At 63.5% G+C, this 18,283-nt stretch carries 14 protein-coding genes; 9 read left to right on the top strand and 5 right to left on the bottom strand.

From position 1 onward, the window contains the following. Positions 1 to 148 precede the first annotated feature (148 nt). From OVA07_RS06580 to OVA07_RS06565, 4 genes are all read left to right on the top strand, one after another. On the top strand, positions 149 to 1,186 hold the full coding sequence (locus OVA07_RS06580; RefSeq protein ID WP_442789625.1) for a DUF4167 domain-containing protein: 1,038 nt from the start codon (positions 149 to 151) through the stop codon (positions 1,184 to 1,186). Positions 1,187 to 1,246: 60 nt separating this feature from the next. Next, positions 1,247 to 2,830, top strand: a complete 1,584-nt coding sequence (lnt, locus tag OVA07_RS06575; protein ID WP_268170665.1) for an apolipoprotein N-acyltransferase — start codon at positions 1,247 to 1,249, stop codon at positions 2,828 to 2,830. 42 nt (positions 2,831 to 2,872) lie between these two features. Then, entirely contained in the window at positions 2,873 to 4,099 is a 1,227-nt protein-coding gene (gene metK, locus OVA07_RS06570) for a methionine adenosyltransferase (RefSeq protein WP_268170664.1), read from the top strand. Between the two features lie 154 nt (positions 4,100 to 4,253). Next, positions 4,254 to 4,844: a lysozyme gene (locus tag OVA07_RS06565; protein ID WP_268170663.1), complete on the top strand. Its 591-nt coding sequence runs from the start codon at positions 4,254 to 4,256 to the stop codon at positions 4,842 to 4,844. A gap of 137 nt (positions 4,845 to 4,981) precedes the next feature. Here the strand turns inward: OVA07_RS06565 and OVA07_RS06560 are convergent, their stop codons facing one another. Continuing rightward, positions 4,982 to 6,283 (bottom strand): acyl-CoA dehydrogenase family protein, encoded by a 1,302-nt coding sequence (locus tag OVA07_RS06560; RefSeq protein ID WP_268170662.1) that lies wholly within the window; start codon positions 6,281 to 6,283, stop codon positions 4,982 to 4,984. Continuing rightward, complete coding sequence (locus OVA07_RS06555) at positions 6,283 to 7,617, bottom strand: phosphotransferase (protein WP_268170661.1); 1,335 nt, start codon at positions 7,615 to 7,617, stop codon at positions 6,283 to 6,285. Before OVA07_RS06555 ends, OVA07_RS06560 begins: the two co-directional genes overlap by 1 nt. Before the next feature lie 257 nt (positions 7,618 to 7,874). Here OVA07_RS06555 and OVA07_RS06550 point away from each other — a divergent pair, with 257 nt between their 5' ends. Continuing rightward, the gene (locus OVA07_RS06550; RefSeq protein WP_268170660.1) at positions 7,875 to 8,840 is read left to right on the top strand and encodes a serine hydrolase; all 966 of its coding nucleotides are present in this window, start codon (positions 7,875 to 7,877) and stop codon (positions 8,838 to 8,840) included. A 188-nt stretch (positions 8,841 to 9,028) separates the two neighbouring features. On the opposite strand, the gene OVA07_RS06545 is transcribed toward OVA07_RS06550, so the two are convergent. Beyond that, the gene (locus tag OVA07_RS06545; protein ID WP_268170659.1) at positions 9,029 to 9,226 is read right to left on the bottom strand and encodes a hypothetical protein; all 198 of its coding nucleotides are present in this window, start codon (positions 9,224 to 9,226) and stop codon (positions 9,029 to 9,031) included. Between the two features lie 300 nt (positions 9,227 to 9,526). On the opposite strand from OVA07_RS06545, the gene polA reads away from it, so the two are divergent. Beyond that, positions 9,527 to 12,364 (top strand): DNA polymerase I, encoded by a 2,838-nt coding sequence (gene polA, locus OVA07_RS06540; RefSeq protein ID WP_268170658.1) that lies wholly within the window; start codon positions 9,527 to 9,529, stop codon positions 12,362 to 12,364. Between the two features lie 66 nt (positions 12,365 to 12,430). On the opposite strand, the gene OVA07_RS06535 is transcribed toward polA, so the two are convergent. Next, positions 12,431 to 13,129: a hypothetical protein gene (locus OVA07_RS06535; RefSeq protein WP_268170657.1), complete on the bottom strand. Its 699-nt coding sequence runs from the start codon at positions 13,127 to 13,129 to the stop codon at positions 12,431 to 12,433. A gap of 170 nt (positions 13,130 to 13,299) precedes the next feature. On the opposite strand from OVA07_RS06535, the gene OVA07_RS06530 reads away from it, so the two are divergent. Next, a complete protein-coding gene (locus tag OVA07_RS06530) occupies positions 13,300 to 14,808 on the top strand; it encodes a YifB family Mg chelatase-like AAA ATPase (protein ID WP_268170656.1) in 1,509 nt (502 codons plus the stop codon). Between the two features lie 51 nt (positions 14,809 to 14,859). Here OVA07_RS06530 and OVA07_RS06525 read toward each other — a convergent pair whose 3' ends face one another. After that, complete coding sequence (locus tag OVA07_RS06525) at positions 14,860 to 15,111, bottom strand: GlsB/YeaQ/YmgE family stress response membrane protein (protein ID WP_268170655.1); 252 nt, start codon at positions 15,109 to 15,111, stop codon at positions 14,860 to 14,862. Between the two features lie 505 nt (positions 15,112 to 15,616). On the opposite strand from OVA07_RS06525, the gene OVA07_RS06520 reads away from it, so the two are divergent. Next, complete coding sequence (locus OVA07_RS06520) at positions 15,617 to 17,626, top strand: ribonucleoside-diphosphate reductase subunit alpha (RefSeq protein WP_442789624.1); 2,010 nt, start codon at positions 15,617 to 15,619, stop codon at positions 17,624 to 17,626. Positions 17,627 to 17,790: 164 nt separating this feature from the next. Further along, on the top strand, positions 17,791 to 18,282 hold the full coding sequence (locus OVA07_RS06515; RefSeq protein WP_326493131.1) for a PepSY domain-containing protein: 492 nt from the start codon (positions 17,791 to 17,793) through the stop codon (positions 18,280 to 18,282). The last annotated feature ends 1 nt before the right edge of the window (position 18,283 follow it).

Raw genomic sequence — 18,283 nt, 5'->3', positions numbered from 1 at the left:
AACGACCAATCGGTCGGGAAGAGCGCAGATGCTGGAAACCCCGATTCGCCCATCGTCAAACGTGGGGTGGGCCGGTGGCGGAGGGTTTCGCTGCAATACCCTTGCACCAAGTTTTCGAGAGGCTGCCTCAATTAAGGAAGTGCCTGAGTTGAATAACAATCGTGGTAACAACCGCCGTCGCGGGCGTAGCAACAATCGCCCGCAGAATGGTGGTCAGCAGCTTAACCGGATCGACAGCCGTGCGCGGGGCAATGCCCCCCAGTTGCTCGAAAAGTATCGCAAGCTTGCACAGGACGCGCACCTGAACGGTGATCGCGTGCAGGCGGAATACTACCTGCAATTTGCCGACCACTACTTCCGCGTGATCGCCGATACCCGGACCCGCCAGGAAGAACAGCGCGCCCGCCAGAACGGCGGCGGCGGTGAACGCTGGCAAGATCAGGAAAGCGAAGACGACGGCGGTGATTTCAGCGTCGAGGGCGATTTCCCGGCATTCGACCGCGCACCCAGCCGTCAGGAACGCGAAGATCGCAATGAAGGCCGCAGGGATCGTGAAGATCGCCCCCGCGAGGACCGGCAGCGCGATGATCGACCCCGCGAAGATAGACAGCGTGATGATCGCAACGAAGGTCGCCAGCGGGATGACCGTCCGCGCGACGATCGCCCGCGTGAAGATCGTAACGAAGGCCGCCGTGACCGTGAAGATCGGCCCCGCGAAGATCGTCACCGTGATGACCGTCCGCGCGATGACCGCAGCGAAGGTCGTCGTGACAACCGCCGGTTCGACCGCAAGCGCGAACGCGATAGCGAAGGCGAAGTGGTGGCCGCAGAAGTGCTGCCCGGCGAAGGCGTCCCGGCAATCGAGGGTGAACCCATCGCCGATGCCAGCGACAACCCGTTCGTGCGCGACAACCGCGCCCCGCGCGGTGGCCTACGCCCCCGCACCGAACGCCGTCCGCGCCGCGAACGGGGCGAAGAAGAAGCGCCTGCCGCTTTCGATCCTTCCAGCCTGCCACCGTCGATCAGCATTCGTGCCGAACCCGACGTCGAAGCGGCTCCGGCTGAACCGGCACCTGCCATTGCCGCCGCTCCTGCCCCGGCAGCGGTAGCGGAAGAAGCGCCCGCGCCCAAAAAGCGTGGCCGACCGCGCAAGACCCCGGTGGCCGGAGCGCCGGTCGAAGGCTGAAACGTGACGCATGGGCTGGCCGCTTGCGGTCGGCCCCGTCGCACCCCATAGCAGGCGGGCATGATCGCTCTTCGTCGCATCCCGCGCCCGCACGTTCTGACCATTGCCGCCGGTAGCCTTGCTGCCTGCGGGTTTCAGCCGCTGGGGCTGTGGCCGCTGACGCTGGCCGCACTGGCATGGCTGATTCACCGACTATATGTGGTCAAAACCTGGCGGCAGGCCCTGCTGACAGGCTGGCTGTTCGGACTGGGCCATTTCACCGTGGGCAACAGCTGGATCGCCACGGCCTTTACCTATCAGGCCGAAATGCCCGCATGGCTGGGCTGGATCGCGGTGGTCGCGCTGGCGCTGTATCTTGCGGTGTTCCCCGCGCTTGCCACGCTGGGCGGATGGTGGCTGGCCAATACCCGCCGCGCCATTTTGCTGCCCGCCTTTGCCGCATCGTGGATCGTGGCCGAATGGCTGCGGTCATGGCTGTTCAGCGGTTTTGCGTGGAACCCGCTGGCCATGGTCACGCTGGGCGAATTTCACCGCCCCGGCCTTGCCCTGCTGTCGCAATGGACCGGCACCTATGCGCTTTCAGGCTTTGTCGTTCTGCTGGGCGGGTGGTGGCTGTTTGCGCTGCGGGCGTGGAAGAATGGTCGCCGCAAAAGCGCCGCCTCCTATGCGCTTGGCCCGGCCCTGTTGATGGTCCTGCCACTGCATGGCGACCTGCGCGAAGGCACCCTGCCCTTCACGCTGGTTCAGCCGGACATACGGCAGGAATTGCTGAACGATCCGGCCAATTACGAAAACCAGTTCCGCCAGACCGCTGCGCTCTCGCTGGCCCGCCAGCCGGGCACCCGCCGCATCGTGCTGTGGCCCGAAAGCGGCGTGCCCGATCTGCTGCGCGAAGGGTATCCGGCGTTCTGGTATGAAGAGCTGACCTTTGCCGCCGATCCTGTTCAGGCACGGACACGGATCGGGCGGGTGGTCGGCCCCGGCAGCCTGCTGCTGACCGGCACCACCGACCTTGAAATGCGGGGCCGCACCGTAGTTGGCGCGTGGAACGTGGTCACCGCGATTGACGGCAGCGGCGCAATCCGGGGCAGCTATGCCAAGGCGCATCTGGTGCCCTATGGCGAATATCTGCCCGCACGCTGGCTGCTGGAACCCCTTGGCCTGTCGCGGCTGGTGGCGGGCAGCCTTGATTTCTTTGCAGGACCGGGACCGCGCACGGTGGATTTCGGCACTTATGACAAGGGTGGCTGGGGTAAGGCCGGGTTCCAAATCTGCTATGAAATCATCTTTTCAGGCCAGGTGGCCGACCGTGCGCACCGCCCGGACTATATCTTCAACCCGTCGAACGATGGCTGGTTCGGCGCATGGGGACCGCCGCAGCATCTGGCGCAGGCGCGGATGCGTGCCATCGAGGAAGGCCTGCCCGTGCTGCGGTCCACCACCACCGGAATCAGCGCGGTGATTGATGCCGATGGCGTGGTGCGCCAGTTCGTGCCCCCTCACCGCGCCGGGCGGCTGGATGGCAAAGTGCCGCCTGCCCATGCCCCAACGCTGTTCGCCCGCACCGGCAATGCGCTGGTGCTTGTCTGGGCCGTAGTTCTTCTTGGGATCGCGCTGGTTGCCAGCGCCACGCGGAAGCGCTAGACCGCAAATCAGACATAAAGATTTCTTTATATAGGGCCGGTAATGCGCACCGATTATCTCTTCACGTCCGAAAGCGTTTCCGAAGGTCACCCGGACAAGGTTGCCGACCAGATCAGCGACGCCATCGTCGATCTTTTCCTGTCGAAAGACGCCGAAGCGCGCATCGCCTGCGAAACCCTTACCACGACGCAGCTTGTTGTTCTGGCAGGCGAAATTCGCTGCAAGGGCGTTTATGAAAACGGCGCATGGGCACCCGGCGCGCGCGAAGAAATCGAAGCGACGGTCCGCGCCACGGTAAAGCGCATCGGCTATGCCCAGACCGGTTTCCACTGGGAAAGCTTCCGCTTTGAAAACAACCTGCACGGCCAGTCCGCCGAAATTGCGCAGGGCGTGGACGCTGGCGACAACAAGGACGAAGGCGCGGGCGATCAGGGTATCATGTTCGGTTACGCCACCGACGAAACCCCCGACCTGATGCCCGCCACGCTCTATTACAGCCACAAGATTCTGGAACGCATGGCGGCCGACCGCCATTCGGGCGCGGCCCCGTTCCTTGAACCTGATGCCAAGAGCCAGGTGACGCTGCGCTATGAAGGTTCGCTGCCGGTGGCGGCAACCGCGGTAGTCGTTTCCACTCAGCACAAGCAGGGATACTGCCTGACCGGTGAACACGCCGATCCGGCCAAGTATGCCGAGCTGGAAGCTTATGTGAAGCGGGTGGTGGCTGAGGTCATTCCGCCCGTCCTGCTGCGCGAAACGCAGTATTACATCAACCCGACCGGGGCATTCGAAATCGGCGGACCGGATGGCGACGCGGGCCTGACCGGGCGCAAGATCATTGTCGACACATACGGCGGCGCGGCCCCGCATGGCGGCGGTGCGTTTTCGGGCAAGGACCCGACAAAGGTCGACAGATCAGCGGCTTATATCACGCGCTATCTGGCCAAGAACGTGGTGGCCGCGGGCCTTGCCACGCGCTGCACCATCCAGATCGCCTATGCCATTGGCGTGTCGCAGCCGCTGTCGCTCTATGTCGACACCCACGAAACCGGCAGCGTGGGCGACGACAAGATCGAGGCTGCGATTCAGGGCATTGCGAAGTTGGGCGGGCTGACGCCGCGCGCCATCCGCACCCATCTGGGCCTGAACAAGCCGATCTATCAGCCCACCGCCGCCTATGGCCACTTTGGCCGCAAGGCTGAAGGCGACCTTTTCCCATGGGAACGGCTGGATCTGGTGGACGATTTGAAGGCTGCTTTTGCGCGGTGACCTGAACGGCACCTAAAAGCACCTGAACACACCTGACGTTACCTGAACGGCCCGTTTCGATACCCGAAGCGGGCCGTAACGCTTGTTGGGTTTCAATTCGCGTTTCCTACATCGCAGCCCCCCGCCATCACCCTGATTTTTGGCGGAGATGCCCATGCGTGAATTGACCCCCCGCATCGCTCTTGAACTGATGGCCCACGAAGGGATCGTGACCGAAGCCTATCGGGACAGCGTGGGAGTGTGGACGTGGAGCGTGGGGATTACCGACGCTTCGGGGCACCGCGTCTTTCCGCGCTACAAAGACCAGCCCCAGCCGCTGGAACATTGCATCGGCGTCTATCTGTGGCTGCTGCGCGAAAAGTATCTGCCGCCGGTGCTGGCCGCATTCGGCGGGCATGATCCGAGCGAGGCGGAGCTGGCTGCCGCGCTGTCATTCCACTGGAACACCGGCGCGATCGGGCGGGCTAGCTGGATCAGGAAGTTTGCGGGTGGCGATGTGGCCGGTGCGCGCAAGGCCATGCTGGACTGGGCGCGGCCCGCATCGCTGCTGGGCCGCCGACGCAAGGAACAGGCACTGTTCTTTGATGGCAAGTGGAGCGAGGACGGCACCGCGCTGGTTTATGATGTGGCCAAGCCATCCTACCGGCCCAAGGGCGGCAAGCGAGTGCCGGTGCGGGCGCTGGTGGAGGGGTTGTTTGCGGGTGAACCTGCCCGGAAAACGTGGTTTGATAGACTGTTTAGATGACTCACTATTCGTCATTCCCGCGACGGAGGGAATCCATCAGCAGCAAGGCCGTCGCGCGGCGACGACATTTTTGATGACTGGTCCCCCGCCTTCGCGGGGGTGACGAAAGAGGGCTGGGGTGGCGAGGAAGGGGCGGCTTAGCCGAAGCTGCCCTTCCTTGGCCCCAGATAGCCGAACAGGAAGGCGCCCACTTTGCGCATCTGGATTTCCTCTGCCCCTTCGGTGATGCGGTAGCGGCGGTGGTGGCGGTAGATGTGTTCGAAGGGTTTGTGGCGGGAATAGCCGATGCCACCGTGGACCTGCATGGCCCGGTCTGCCGCTTCGCAGACCAACCGGTTTGCCCAGTAATTGCACATTGAAACCTTGTCCGACAGTTCGCGCTCGATCCGCTGGTGGCCACCTTCCTGCGCTTCAAGCTGGTCCATGTCCCACGCGGTCTTGCGGATCAGCAGGCGGAGCATTTCGCATTGGGTGGCAAGTTCCACCAAAGGGAACTGGATGGCCTGATTGCGCGCCAGTTCTTCGCCAAAGGGTTTGCGCGTGCGCGCATAGCGCACCGATTCTTCGATGCAGAACGTCGCCGCGCCCAAGGACGACGCGGCCTGCCGGATACGGTTCTGGTGGACGAAGCTTTGCGCAATGGCGAGGCCCCCGCCGACCGGCCCCAGCACCGCGCTTTCGGGCACCCAGACATTGGTGAACGATACGCGGGGGTGATCGGTGGGCATGTTGAAAGTCCACAGATATTCCTCGATCACCAGCCCTTCGCAGGGGTTGGGCACGAGCAGGCAGGTGATACCACGCGCCTCCCCGTCCTTGCCGCTGGTGCGCGCAAAGGTGGCGCAGTGGGTGGCGACGTGCATGCCGGTGGTCCACATCTTTTCGCCATCGATGCGCCAGCCGGGCACGCCATCACGCACTTCGGGCACGGCGCGGGTTTCCATATGGGTGGCGTCCGATCCGTGATCGGGTTCGGTCAGGCCGAAGGCGACGCGGCGGGTGCGGGCAAAGCCGCCACTGATGAATTCGGCCTGTTGTTCCACCGTGCCGAAATGTTCGAACATGTTCACGAAGGGAAAGTTGCCGACGATGGAATGTTCGTTCTGCAAATCGTTGTGCAGACCAAGGCCCTTGGCGGCGAAGTGATCGCGGATCACCGCCATCCACAGGTTCTGGCCATCCTTGCCGCCGTATTTCTTGGGCGCGGAAAAGCGCCAGTGCCCGGCGGCATCGGCACGGGCGGTGGCCTCTACCAGCAAGGCTTCCCATTCGTGACGGGGCAGGCCGCCGTTGTCGAAATCCGTGCGCGCCCATTCACGGCGATGATCGAAGAAGCGGATGTTGTCATCCGCCTGTTCCAGTGGGGTAATTTCCGCCGCGATGAAAGCGTCGAGTTCGGCAAGATAGGCGGTAAGGTCTGCGGGCAGATCGAAGTTCATCACAGATGCTCCCAGAGCGTGCGCGCGGAGGATAGCGCGGGATATTTAGGCATGTCCGCGGCAAGCGTGGACAAAGCGCGGCGGCGCAGATCGGCCAGCAGTCCGGGGGTGGACAGCGTGGCGCGGGCTGACAGCAGATCATCGGCCAGCGCGCGATCGGCCACGGGCGGACGCCCGGCCATTTCGCGCTGGACGATGCCCAGCGCATTGCGCGCAACGGCCAGTTCCCAGCGTTCGCGCCCGGTCAGACGGTCCTTCACCGTGGCGGCCAGCCATTCGGACACGGCGGTCAGGATTTCGGCGGCAGATGGCTCGCCCTGTCCCGTCACAGGCGGCACGGGGGCGGGCGGCAGGGCACGGTCCTGTTCAGCCCGCGGCGCGTCGCCTTCCAGCAGGAGCAGCAGATCGAGTTCCTGTTCGGCGCAGCGCCGCGCCACCACCACCCGTTCCAGCGAACGGTCGGTGCCTGCGCGCCATGACTGGCCCATCGACAGGCAGCCCAGCGCCCACCATACCGTGCGATAGACCAGCCAGAAGCGAAAGCGCGCGGGATCAAACGGTTCGCCGCCTGCCGCCTGATAGGCATTGGCCATGGTTTCGATGTCAGTCAGGCCAAAACCGCGCCGGTCCAGCCGCCCGAAGCGCCACACGGCCATGCAGCCATAGGCAAGGTCTTCGTGTCCGTCGCCCAGATGGGCCAGTTCCCAATCGAGCACGCCTGACAGCCGCCCCTGATCGACCATCAGGTTGCCGATGCGGAAATCGCCATGGACGACGACAGGCGAGGCAGCGGGCGGAAGGTGGGCGCGCAGCCAGGCGAGGCCGAGTGCGATGATAGGGCGATCCCCACCTGCCTCGGCAAATTGGCGGGCAAGGCCTTCCACGCCTTCTGCCGGTTCCAGCCGCGGCAGGAACGGGACGGCGGCGGCATCCAGCGCGTGAATCCGCGCCATGGCCTGCGCCAGATCGATGGCAAGATCCTGACCCGAAGCCAGCGCGATTTCGGGATCGGCGGTGCCAGGCAGACAACGCATGACAAAGCCGATGCCCAGGCCGTCTTCGGATGCAAGTTCGGCCACCACTTCGGGCGATGTGACGCCGCCTGCAAAAGCGTGGCGAATCAAGGCGGCTTCACCCGCCATATTCAGCGGGCGCGCGGCGATCCATTCGGCCGAAGGCGCACGGCGCAAGACGAAGCGCGGCGCAGCAGGCGAATCGGGACCGCAGGCAAACAGCCACGATTCCATATTGGCCCCGCCCGACAGCCTTTGCAGGGCACCGACCGGTCCGGGCACACCTGCCCGCACCATCACGCTTTCAAGTTGCGCTTCCATTGCCTCTCCGCGCCCGGCACCTGTCCGGGCTTTGCGGAGACTATCCTTAACCGATCAATTAAAGTCCAGCGGGAATTGGAAGGGGTGCGAATCACAACCGAAGCGGGTACGAATCAGACAGGGTGATTCGGTTCCTGCCCTTTCGCCAGCCTGCACGTTCTGCGCGCCAGAGCGTTTTACAAGTCGCTTTCCCCCGGAATCACAATGCGATACCAATGTTAAATCGGGATAAACCTGGATCGGGATACACTACGGGCATGAAGTTCCGCACCGCCAGAATGATTGCTGCACTTTTGATGGCCGCGCCCGCGCTGGTCGCCACCGTGCCAGCAGTGCAAAGCCGCGCACAGGTTTCCTTGCAGGACCAGCGCGACCAGATCATCCAGCAGCAGATTGCCGCGATTGCCGCAGAAGGGCGCGGGCGCATTGGCGTTGCTGCGATGGACCTTGATGGTGGCGGGCAGGTGTTCATCAATGGTGACATGCCCTTCCCGATGGCCAGCACCGCCAAGATCGCGGTGGCCGCCACGTTCCTGGAACAGGTGGAAAAGGGCGCATACCGGCTGGACCAGCAGTTCCCGATGATGCTGCGCGTCAGCGAAACCGGCACGCCCAGCCCCGAAGCGCCGCTGCGTGAAGGCACGGTGATGACGGCGCAAAGCCTGATGGAACTGATGATTACCCGCAGCCACAACGAGGCGACCGACGGGCTTATCAAGGTTGTCGGCGGGTATGAGAACGTCAACCGCTGGCTGACGCGCAACGGCATTGCCGGGCAGCGGCTGGACCATACCATGGCCACACTGGTGCGTGACGATGGCCAGATCGATCCGGCCAAGGTGATCGACACCCGCACGTCCAGCACCCCGCGCGCGATGATCGCGCTTCTGGCGGCGATTGACCGTGGTGGCGTGCTCAGCCCCGAAAGCCGGGCCGTGCTGCTGGATACGATGACCCGCACCAGCACAGGCAAGACCCGCATCCGCGCCGGTCTGCCCGTGGGCACGCTGGTGGCGCACAAGACTGGCACCCTTTCCGGCGTGACCGACGATGTGGGCGTGATCCGCCTGCCCGATGGCCGCCATCTGGCCGTGGCGTTCTTTGTTACAGGACCGGAAGGCCATGCGGCCCACGCCCGCCTGATCGCACGAATGACACGGGTGCTTTATGACGGATACAGCACCCCATTGGTGAAGAACACGCAGGATCTGGTGCGCCGCTGATCTGGCTGCAGATCAGGAAGTTTCAGGACCGCCGTAGCGTTCAGGCGCTGCGGCGGTTTTTTTTGCGCCAGAAGCCGCCGCAAACCCATGGCTGCGCAATCGCCGAGAGAAAAAGGACGCCCACAGAAAAAAGGGCGCAGCCGCAAGGCCACGCCCCCTTATCTGTAACCTGCCCTTGCGGGCGGGAATTACATCGAAGCAGCTTCGCTCGCTTCAGCAGCGGCTTCCGAAGCGGCGCCCGAAGCGTCAGCAGCAGCAGCCGAAGCGTCAGCAGCAGCTTCAGTTGCTTCAACAGCAGCTTCAGTAGCCTGTTCAGCCGGCTTTTCCGAGCAGCCAGCGAGAGCGAAGGCGGTGCCGGCGACAGCGGCGAGGATGAGCTTGCGCATGCGTTACAATCCCTGGATTGAAGTGAACCGCGCCGGGCAAGCAGCCCGCCGCAAAGCCTACTCAGCCGGTAGACTTCGCGACCCAATTAATCGGCAATTCATCGCGTTGCAAGCATAAGACGCAGGCAACTTGTCGCAACCTGCCTATTGCGCGGGCCGGACAGCCTTTTTTTTGCCTGAATCCGGTGCGATCAAACGGGTTGTGCGTGCGCTGAAGTGATGAAAAATGATCGGGGATGACGCCGGTTTCCGGGCGCAATCGCCCATGACGCGGCCCCGCGGCCCTGCTAACACGCCGCAATGGACCAAAAACAGCATCTCTATCTGGTCGATGGGTCGGCCTATATCTTCCGCGCCTATCACCGACTGCCACCGCTGACCAATCCGCAAGGAACCCCGGTGGGCGCGGTTTATGGCTATACCACGATGCTGTGGAAGCTGGCCGAAGACCTGCACAAAGCCGATGGGCCGACGCATCTGGCGGTGATTCTGGACAAGGCGGGCACATCCTTCCGCAACGACCTTTATGACCAATACAAGGCCAACCGCCCGCCCCCGCCCGAAGACCTTGTTCCGCAATTCCCGTTGATCCGCGATGCCACGCGCGCGTTCAGCCTGGCCTGCATAGAAGAAGACGCGCTGGAAGCGGATGACCTGATCGCGTCCTATGCCCGCGCCGCCACGCTGCGCGGCTGGGACGTGACCATCGTGTCATCGGACAAGGATCTGATGCAGCTTGTGGGCAAATGCGGCGTGGGTGGCGGCTGCGTCGACATGCTCGACACGATGAAGAACCTGCGCATCGACATTCCCGAAGTGGTCGAAAAGTTTGGTGTGCCCCCTGAAAAGGTGGGCGACGTGCTGGCGCTGATGGGTGATTCGGTCGACAATGTGCCTGGCATTCGCGGCATTGGCCCCAAGACCGCGACCAAGCTGATTCAGGAACATGGCGATCTCGAATCAGTGCTGGCCGCTGCGCCCGCGATGAAGGCGTCCAAGCTGCGCGAAAGCCTGATCGAGCAGGCCGACATGGCCCGCCTGTCGCGCGTGCTGGTGCAGTTGAAGGAAGATTGCGCGCTGCCGGTGGCGCTGGAAGACTTCAAGCTGGATGTAATCCCGCGCGATCCGCTGGCGGCATTTCTGGAAACCCACGGCTTTACCAGCCTGCTGCGGCGGCTGGACGATGGCAAGGGCAGTCCGGGACCGAAGACGCAGCTTAACCCTGCCAAGCCCGATACCGCCGCCGCGCCCGTCGCGCCTGTGGCCAACCGCCAGTCCCTGCCCACATGGCCTGCGGTGGACCGTGAGGCTTATCCTTGCGTGCAGACGCTGGATGACCTTCAGGCATGGGTGGACCGTGCCTTTGCCGCGCGGGTGGTGGCGGTGGATACCGAAACCAGCGCGCTGGATGCGATGCGCGCCGATCTGGTGGGGGTCAGCCTTGCGCTGGGGCCGAACGATGCCTGCTACATCCCGCTGGGCCACGGCGGGACCGACATGTTTGCCGAACGCCCGACGCAGATCGACAAGGCACAAGCGCTGGCCGTGCTGAAACCACTGCTGGAAAGCGATGCGGTGCTTAAGGTCGGGCAGAACATCAAGTATGACCTGAACGTGCTGGCGCGCCATGGCATCGCCGTTGGTCCCATCGACGATACCATGGTGATGAGCTTCTGCCTTGATGCCGGGCGCAGCGAAACCGGGGTGGCGGGCCACGGCATGGACGAACTGTCCGAACGCCACCTTGGCCACACCACGATGACGTTCAAGGAACTGTGCGGCAGTGGCAAGAAAGCGATTTCGTTCGCCGAAGTGCCGCTGGCCGATGCCACCCGCTATGCCGCCGAGGATGCCGACGTGACATGGCGTCTGCACCGCCTGTTCGGCCCGCGCCTGCCCGAAGAGGGCGGTACGCGCATCTATCAGAAGGTCGACCGCCCGCTGATCCCGGTGGTGGCGATGATGGAGCGTAACGGCATTCGCGTGGACCGGGAACGACTGGTCGGCCTGTCCAGCGAATTTGCGACGCAGATCGCCAAACTGGAAACGGTGATTCACGAAGCGGCGGGCGGCCCGTTCACCATCGGCAGCCCCAAGCAACTGGGCGAAGTGCTGTTCGACAAGCTGGGCTATAAAGGTGGAAAGAAGGGCAAGACCGGCCAGTATTCCACCGACCAGTCGGTGCTGGAAGGCCTTGCCGGACAAGGCGCGGAAGTTGCGACGCTGGTGTTGGAATGGCGCCAGCTTTCCAAGCTGAAGTCCACATATACCGATGCGCTGCAGGCCGCGATCAACCCGGATACGGGCCGCGTCCATACCAGCTACAGCCTTGTCGGCGCGCAGACCGGGCGTTTGTCATCGAACGAGCCGAACCTGCAGAACATCCCGATCCGCACCGAGATTGGCCGCCAGATCCGCGATGCCTTTGTGGCAGAGCCGGGCAACGTGCTGCTGGCGGCGGACTATAGCCAGATCGAACTGCGGCTGGCCGCGCACATGGCCGATGTGCCTGCGTTGAAAGAAGCCTTCGAGCAGGGCGAGGACATTCACGCGCGCACCGCGATGGAAATGTTCGGGCACGTTGACCGCGATACGCGCGGGCGAGCCAAGACCATCAACTTCGCCATCCTGTACGGCATCAGCCGTTGGGGCCTTGGCGGGCGGCTGGGCGTGAGCGCGGACGAGGCGCAGGCGATGATCGACCGCTATTTCGAACGCTTCCCCGGCATCCAGCGCTATATCCACGAAACGCTGGAGAGCGTGCGCGAGCGCGGCTATTCCGAAACGCTGTTTGGCCGCAAGACATGGTTCCCGCGCATCGGGTCGAAAAATCAGGCCGAACGGCAGGGCAGCGAACGTGCCGCGATCAACGCGCCGATCCAAGGCACCAGCGCCGACATTATCAAGCGCGCGATGGCCCGGATGATGCCCGCGCTGGCCGAAGCCGGGCTGCCCAACGTGCGGATGCTGCTGCAGGTACACGACGAACTGGTGTTCGAACTGCCCGAAGGCGATGTTGATGCGGCCAGGCCGGTGATCGAGCGGGTGATGGCAACGGCGGCGGAACCGGCGGTCAAGCTGACCGTGCCGCTGGGGGTCGAAATCGGCACCGGGCTGTCATGGGGGGCGGCGCATTAAATTGCTCTGAACCACACACCGGCCCCGTTCGCGCTTGGCTTGCCACGGCAGGCCAAGCGCGAACGGTCAGTTCAGGGCCGCATATTGCGCCAGATCGTCCGCGCCCAGCATCAGCACATCTTCATTCGGCACCGAATTGGTCAGGGCATAGAAGGCGGCCGCCTTGTCCGCCGCCAGCCCCATTTCGCGGTAGTAGTCGACATAGGCGCGGTTGACCTGTGCATCGGCGGCGAAGTCATCGGGTTCGCGGCCGTCTTCATCGATCCATGAATGGACCACGAACGCGGCATCGGGCGCGGCGCTGCGGGTGGCGCCGGCAAGGAACAGTTCCACCGCGCCGGAACGCACCGAACCATGGTCGGGCACATGCGTTGCCAGCCCTTGGGCGCGAATCATCCGGCCAAGGCGCAGATTGGCGAAATCGTCGACCGTGCCGGGGCAGTCGGGCATTTCCAGCACGCGGATGCCGGGATAGGCACGCAGCATGCGGCGGAAATCATCCGGCGAATAGCTGTCGGTTTCCGCCACCAGCGCGGCGCGGCCATTGTCGAGCACTTCGAACGGGCCGAAGCTGGCAATGCCTTTCACATCGGCGCGCGGTAAGGCGACGAAGCGTTCCGAGCCGGGTTCGTAAACCTCTACCGTGGTGGTTTCGGTCCAGGTGACGCCGTTTTCCACCCACGTGCGCGTCGTCACATCACGCGCGCTGGCCGGCTGGATAGCCAACAAGGCGGTAAGTGCGGGTACGATAAGGCGGCGGATCATGCCCGATGCATCAGCCCGCGCCGCTTGCCGAATTGCCAAGGAACGGGGTTAAATCGGGTTCACCAAACAATTCGTGGGCATCACTGATGCTTCGGAAATGGCGCAATCGACGCGCTTTCGCTTTCCACCGGCCCCACCCTACGCAATGACCCCTATGTAACGGAGGGCACATGGTCGCGCTGGTATCGACGGTCGCATATCTTGGGCTGGAGGCGCGCGGGGTGGAAGTGCAGTGTCAGGTTGCGCCCGGCCTGCCTGCGTTCCGGGTGGTCGGCCTGCCCGACAAGGCCGTGGGCGAAAGCCGCGAACGGGTATCTTCGGCACTGTCGGCGCTGGGCCTTGCCCTGCCGCCCAAGCGGATCACCGTGAACCTGTCCCCCGCCGACATGCCCAAGGAAGGGTCGCATTACGACCTGCCCATCGCGCTGGCGCTACTGGCGGCGATGGGCGTGGTCGATCTGGAACAGATTGCCGATTACGTGGCGGTGGGCGAACTGGCGCTGGATGGGCGGGTGCTGCCATCGCCCGGCGTGCTGCTGGCCGCGCTTCATGCCAGCGGGCAGGACAAGGGGCTGATCTGCCCCGCCGCCCAAGGGCCGGAAGCGCGCTGGGCCAGCGGGATTGACGTGATTGCCGCGCCCGATCTGGTCGGTCTGCTGAACCATCTGAAAGGCGTGCATCGCCTGCCCGCACCCACGCAAGGGGTGGCCGATCCGCCGCGCCGCATGGCCGACCTCAAACAGGTAAAAGGGCAGGAAACCGCCAAGCGCGCGCTGGAAATTGCCGCCGCCGGGGGACACAATCTGCTGATGACCGGTCCGCCGGGTGCGGGCAAATCGCTGATGGCGTCGTGCCTGCCCGGGATCCTGCCCGAACTGACCCCGGCAGAGGCGCTGGAAGTGTCGATGGTGGCATCGGTGGCGGGCACGCTGGAGGACGGGCGGATCAGCCGCGCGCGCCCATTCCGGGCACCGCATCATTCGGCATCGATGGCGGCGTTGACCGGTGGCGGGCTGAAAGTGCGGCCGGGCGAGGTCAGCCTGGCGCATCTGGGCGTGCTGTTTCTGGACGAATTGCCCGAATTTCAGCGCGCGGTGCTGGATTCGCTGCGCCAGCCCCTGGAGGCGGGCGAAGTGACCGTCGCGCGCGCCAATGCCCATGTCACCTTCCCCGCGCGGGTCCAGCTTATCGCCGCGATGAACCCGTGCCGCTGCGGCCATCTGGGCGATCCCGCGCTGGGATGCAGCCGCGCGCCGCGTTGTGCGGCGGACTATCAATCCAAGGTGTCCGGCCCGCTGCTGGACCGCATTGATCTGCACGTTGAGGTTGATCCGGTATCCGCCGCCGATCTGGCCCTGCCCCCTCCTGCCGAGGGATCGGATCAGGTGGCCGCGCGGGTGGCCGCTGCGCGCGCAGTGCAGACCGCGCGGCTTGATGGCACCGGGCGGCGCAGCAACGCCGAACTGGATGGCGATCTGCTGGACCTGCATGCCACCCCTGACGAGGCCGGACGCAAGTTGCTGGCCCAGGCGGCAGAAGCCATGCGCCTGTCCGCGCGCGGTTACACACGCATGTTGCGCGTGGCGCGCACCATCGCCGATCTGGCCGGGGCCGAGACGATAGGCCGCATCCACATTGCCGAGGCGATCAGTTACCGCCGGCAGCCGCCAAGGGCGTGATAACTGATCCTGTACCGCTCCCGTTCTTGGGCAGAGGTGAAGCTCGTTTCCTTAAAAGAAATTCCGCCCCACGAAGATCAGCACGATGGCGCCCAGCACCGAGGCGAGGCAGCCTGCGCGGTTGACGCCTTCACCAAAGCTGCTGCCGCTGCGCCATGATGCGATCACGCCTGCCACCAGCGCGCCGCCGACACCCAGCAGCACGGTCTTCCAGAATCCCATGTCGATCGCACCGGGATAGACAAACCGCGCCAACACGCCGACGACAAACCCGGTGACGATGATCGAGATAATATTCAGCATCGTGCGCTCCATTCCTGTGGACACCATATATGGGATCGCTTGACCCGATCTTGTCCACAATTTGCTGGATCGGATGAAAAATATTCCGCGTGATTGCGATTGCCTCTTGAACCGTCGCATTCCCCGCGCGTCGCTGCACTGCACAATGACATTGGCAGCGACGAATCGAATCGCACATGCGACGAATCGAGTCTGCCTCAGGATCATTACCCCCTTGTGTCTCAATACGGTTGAGGCACTATAGGTTGTGGTTAGGCCTTGGGGCCGCCTCTAAACCTTGTTTAGAGCGCCTGGAAAGGATTTCCGCATTCTGGCAATGATTTGCCGCTGCGGATGCCACACGGGGATGAAAAGACAGATTTCTGGCAGTGCGGTGCAGGGACAAATATGTTCCACTTTCGTTCTGCCTGCAGTATTATCGGGCATGGCAGCAATACGTGGCCCGATTCGTGTTTTGAACGATTGCTCCGGCCCATGTGCCGAAGTTGCAGACAGGGGTTGCGAAGTGGATTTCAGGACTGGAGACGGCTCCGTGGCGGCGCAGGACGAACTGGCCCTTGCAGGCACCCCGGCAACAGCCGGTGAAGCGAAAGCAAAAGCGATGGACATGAACGCAAAGGATCTGGGCAGCGACGCGCTGGTCGCCGGAATGGCGGCAACCGTGGCTGCGGCTGCCGTGGCGGCTGAACCGATCAGCGATTCCAAGAAGGTCAATCCGCGCCGCTTCACGATTGTCACCGATGAATCGCGCGATGCGCGGCTGACCGTGTTCGGCAAGGACACGCTGGACGACCGTTACCTGCTGCCCGGCGAAAAGTATCAGGATCTGTTCGCGCGCGTGGCCGATGCCTATGCCGACGATCAGGACCATGCCCAGCGTCTGTATGACTACATCTCGAAGCTGTGGTTCATGCCGGCAACGCCGGTGCTTTCCAACGGTGGCACCGGGCGCGGGTTGCCGATCTCGTGTTATCTCAACTCGGTCGATGACAGCCTTGAAGGCATCGTTGCCACCTGGAACGAAAACGTCTGGCTCGCCTCGCGCGGGGGCGGCATCGGCACCTATTGGGGCAAAGTGCGAGGCATCGGGGAATCGGTCGGCCTGAACGGCAAGACCAGCGGCATCATCCCCTTCGTGCGCGTGATGGACAGCCTGACGCTGGCAATTTCGCAAGGCTCGCTGCGGCGTGGGTCGGCAGCCTGCTATCTTGACGTGTCACACCCTGAGATTGAGGAATTCCTCGAAATCCGCAAACCGTCGGGCGATTTCAACCGCAAGGCATTGAACCTGCACCATGGCGTGCTGCTGACCGACGAATTCATGGAAGCGGTGCGCGATGGCGCCGAATTCCACCTGCGCAGCCCCAAGGACGGGTCGGTGCGCAGCACGGTGGATGCGCGTTCGCTGTTCCAGAAACTGGTTGAAACCCGCCTTGCCACGGGCGAACCCTACATCGTGTTCAACGATACGGTGAACCGCATGATGCCCAAGCATCACCGCGATCTGGGGCTGAAGGTTTCGACATCAAACCTGTGTTCGGAAATCACCCTGCCCACCGGGCGCGACCACCTTGGCAACGACCGCACGGCAGTGTGCTGCCTGTCCTCGCTCAACCTGGAAACATGGGACGAATGGAACGGCGACAAGCGCTTTGTCGAAGACGTTCTGCGCTTCCTCGACAACGTGCTGCAGGACTATATCGACCGTGCGCCCAGCGAAATGGCGCGCGCCAAGTATTCCGCTGCGCGCGAACGCTCGGTCGGCATGGGCGTGATGGGCTTCCACTCGTTCCTGCAGCTTAAGGGTATCGCGTTTGAAAGCGCGATGGCCAAGGCGTGGAACCTCAAGATGTTCAAGCACGTCGCCGCCAAGGCGGACGAGGCTTCGCTGGTGCTGGCGCAGGAACGCGGGCCATGCCCCGATGCAGCCGACATGGGCGTGATGCAGCGCTTTTCGTGCAAGATGGCGATTGCCCCCACCGCGTCGATCTCGATCATCTGCGGCGGCACATCGGCCTGCATCGAACCGATCCCGGCCAACATCTATACCCACAAGACCCTGTCGGGTTCGTTCGTGGTCGAAAATCCGTATCTGAAGAAGCTTCTGGCCGACAAGAGCAAGGATTCGACCAACGTCTGGAACTCGATCCTTGAACAGGGCGGCTCGGTCCAGCACCTCGACTTCCTCTCGCCAGAGGAAAAGGCCGTGTTCAAGACCAGCTTCGAAATCGATCAGCGCTGGCTGCTGGAATTCGCGGCAGACCGCACGCCGTTCATCGATCAGGCGCAGTCGCTGAACCTCTATATTCCGGCCGACGTGGACAAGTGGGATCTGATGATGCTGCACTTCCAGGCATGGGAAAAGGGCATCAAGAGCCTTTATTATCTGCGCTCGAAGTCGGTTCAGCGCGCAGGGTTCGCAGGCGGGGTGGAAGCGGACAACACCGCGCAAGCCCCGAAGATCGAACTCGCCACCGCCGAAACCGACTACGAGGAATGCCTCGCCTGCCAGTAATGGCAGGCAGTTAAGAACTTGCCCTTCACGCCCTAACCCAAGGCCGCCTTTCATGCCCCTTTCGGCAGTCCCAGCACGTCAGCAGACGTCCTTCCGGCTGCCCGGAGGCGTATCTTCGGCAAGTTTGCGCCCGTTACACCCCGCGACACTTCGCGGCTTGCCGCCTGTGCCCCTACGCGCGAATACGCGCTCGTCCCGTCCGACTGCGGCTGGGACAAATATGGGGGCGTCACGTTCATCGGGAACGGACGGGGCGCCGGGAACGGAAGGATTATTCTATGCGCAAATGGCACCGCTGGATCACGGTGTTCTTCGGGGTGTTCATGCTGTGGATGGCGCTGACGGGCGTGGCCAGCCACGTCACGGCCTTATGGCCGTCCGGCGAACAGGCCGGGCCTCCGCCGATGCCGGCAGGCTTTACCTGCCCCGAAACAATGATGTGCCGGCCCAAGGCACCTCCGGGCGGGATGAAATCGCTGGTGGGGCTGTTCCATCACCTGCATTCGGGCGAAACATTCGGACCGCTGGGCACCGCGATCTCGTTGATGACGGGGCTGGCACTGATCTTCTTCAGCGTGTCGGGCCTGTGGATGTATTATTCGATGTGGAAGAACCGCAAGAACCGCAGCCTGAAACCGGGCTGGTTCTGGAAGTAGC

The organism is Novosphingobium sp. SL115 (assembly GCF_026672515.1).
Taxonomy (GTDB): domain Bacteria; phylum Pseudomonadota; class Alphaproteobacteria; order Sphingomonadales; family Sphingomonadaceae; genus Novosphingobium.
Note: the sequence above shows the minus strand (reverse complement) of the source record. Positions and strands in the feature narration are given on the sequence as shown.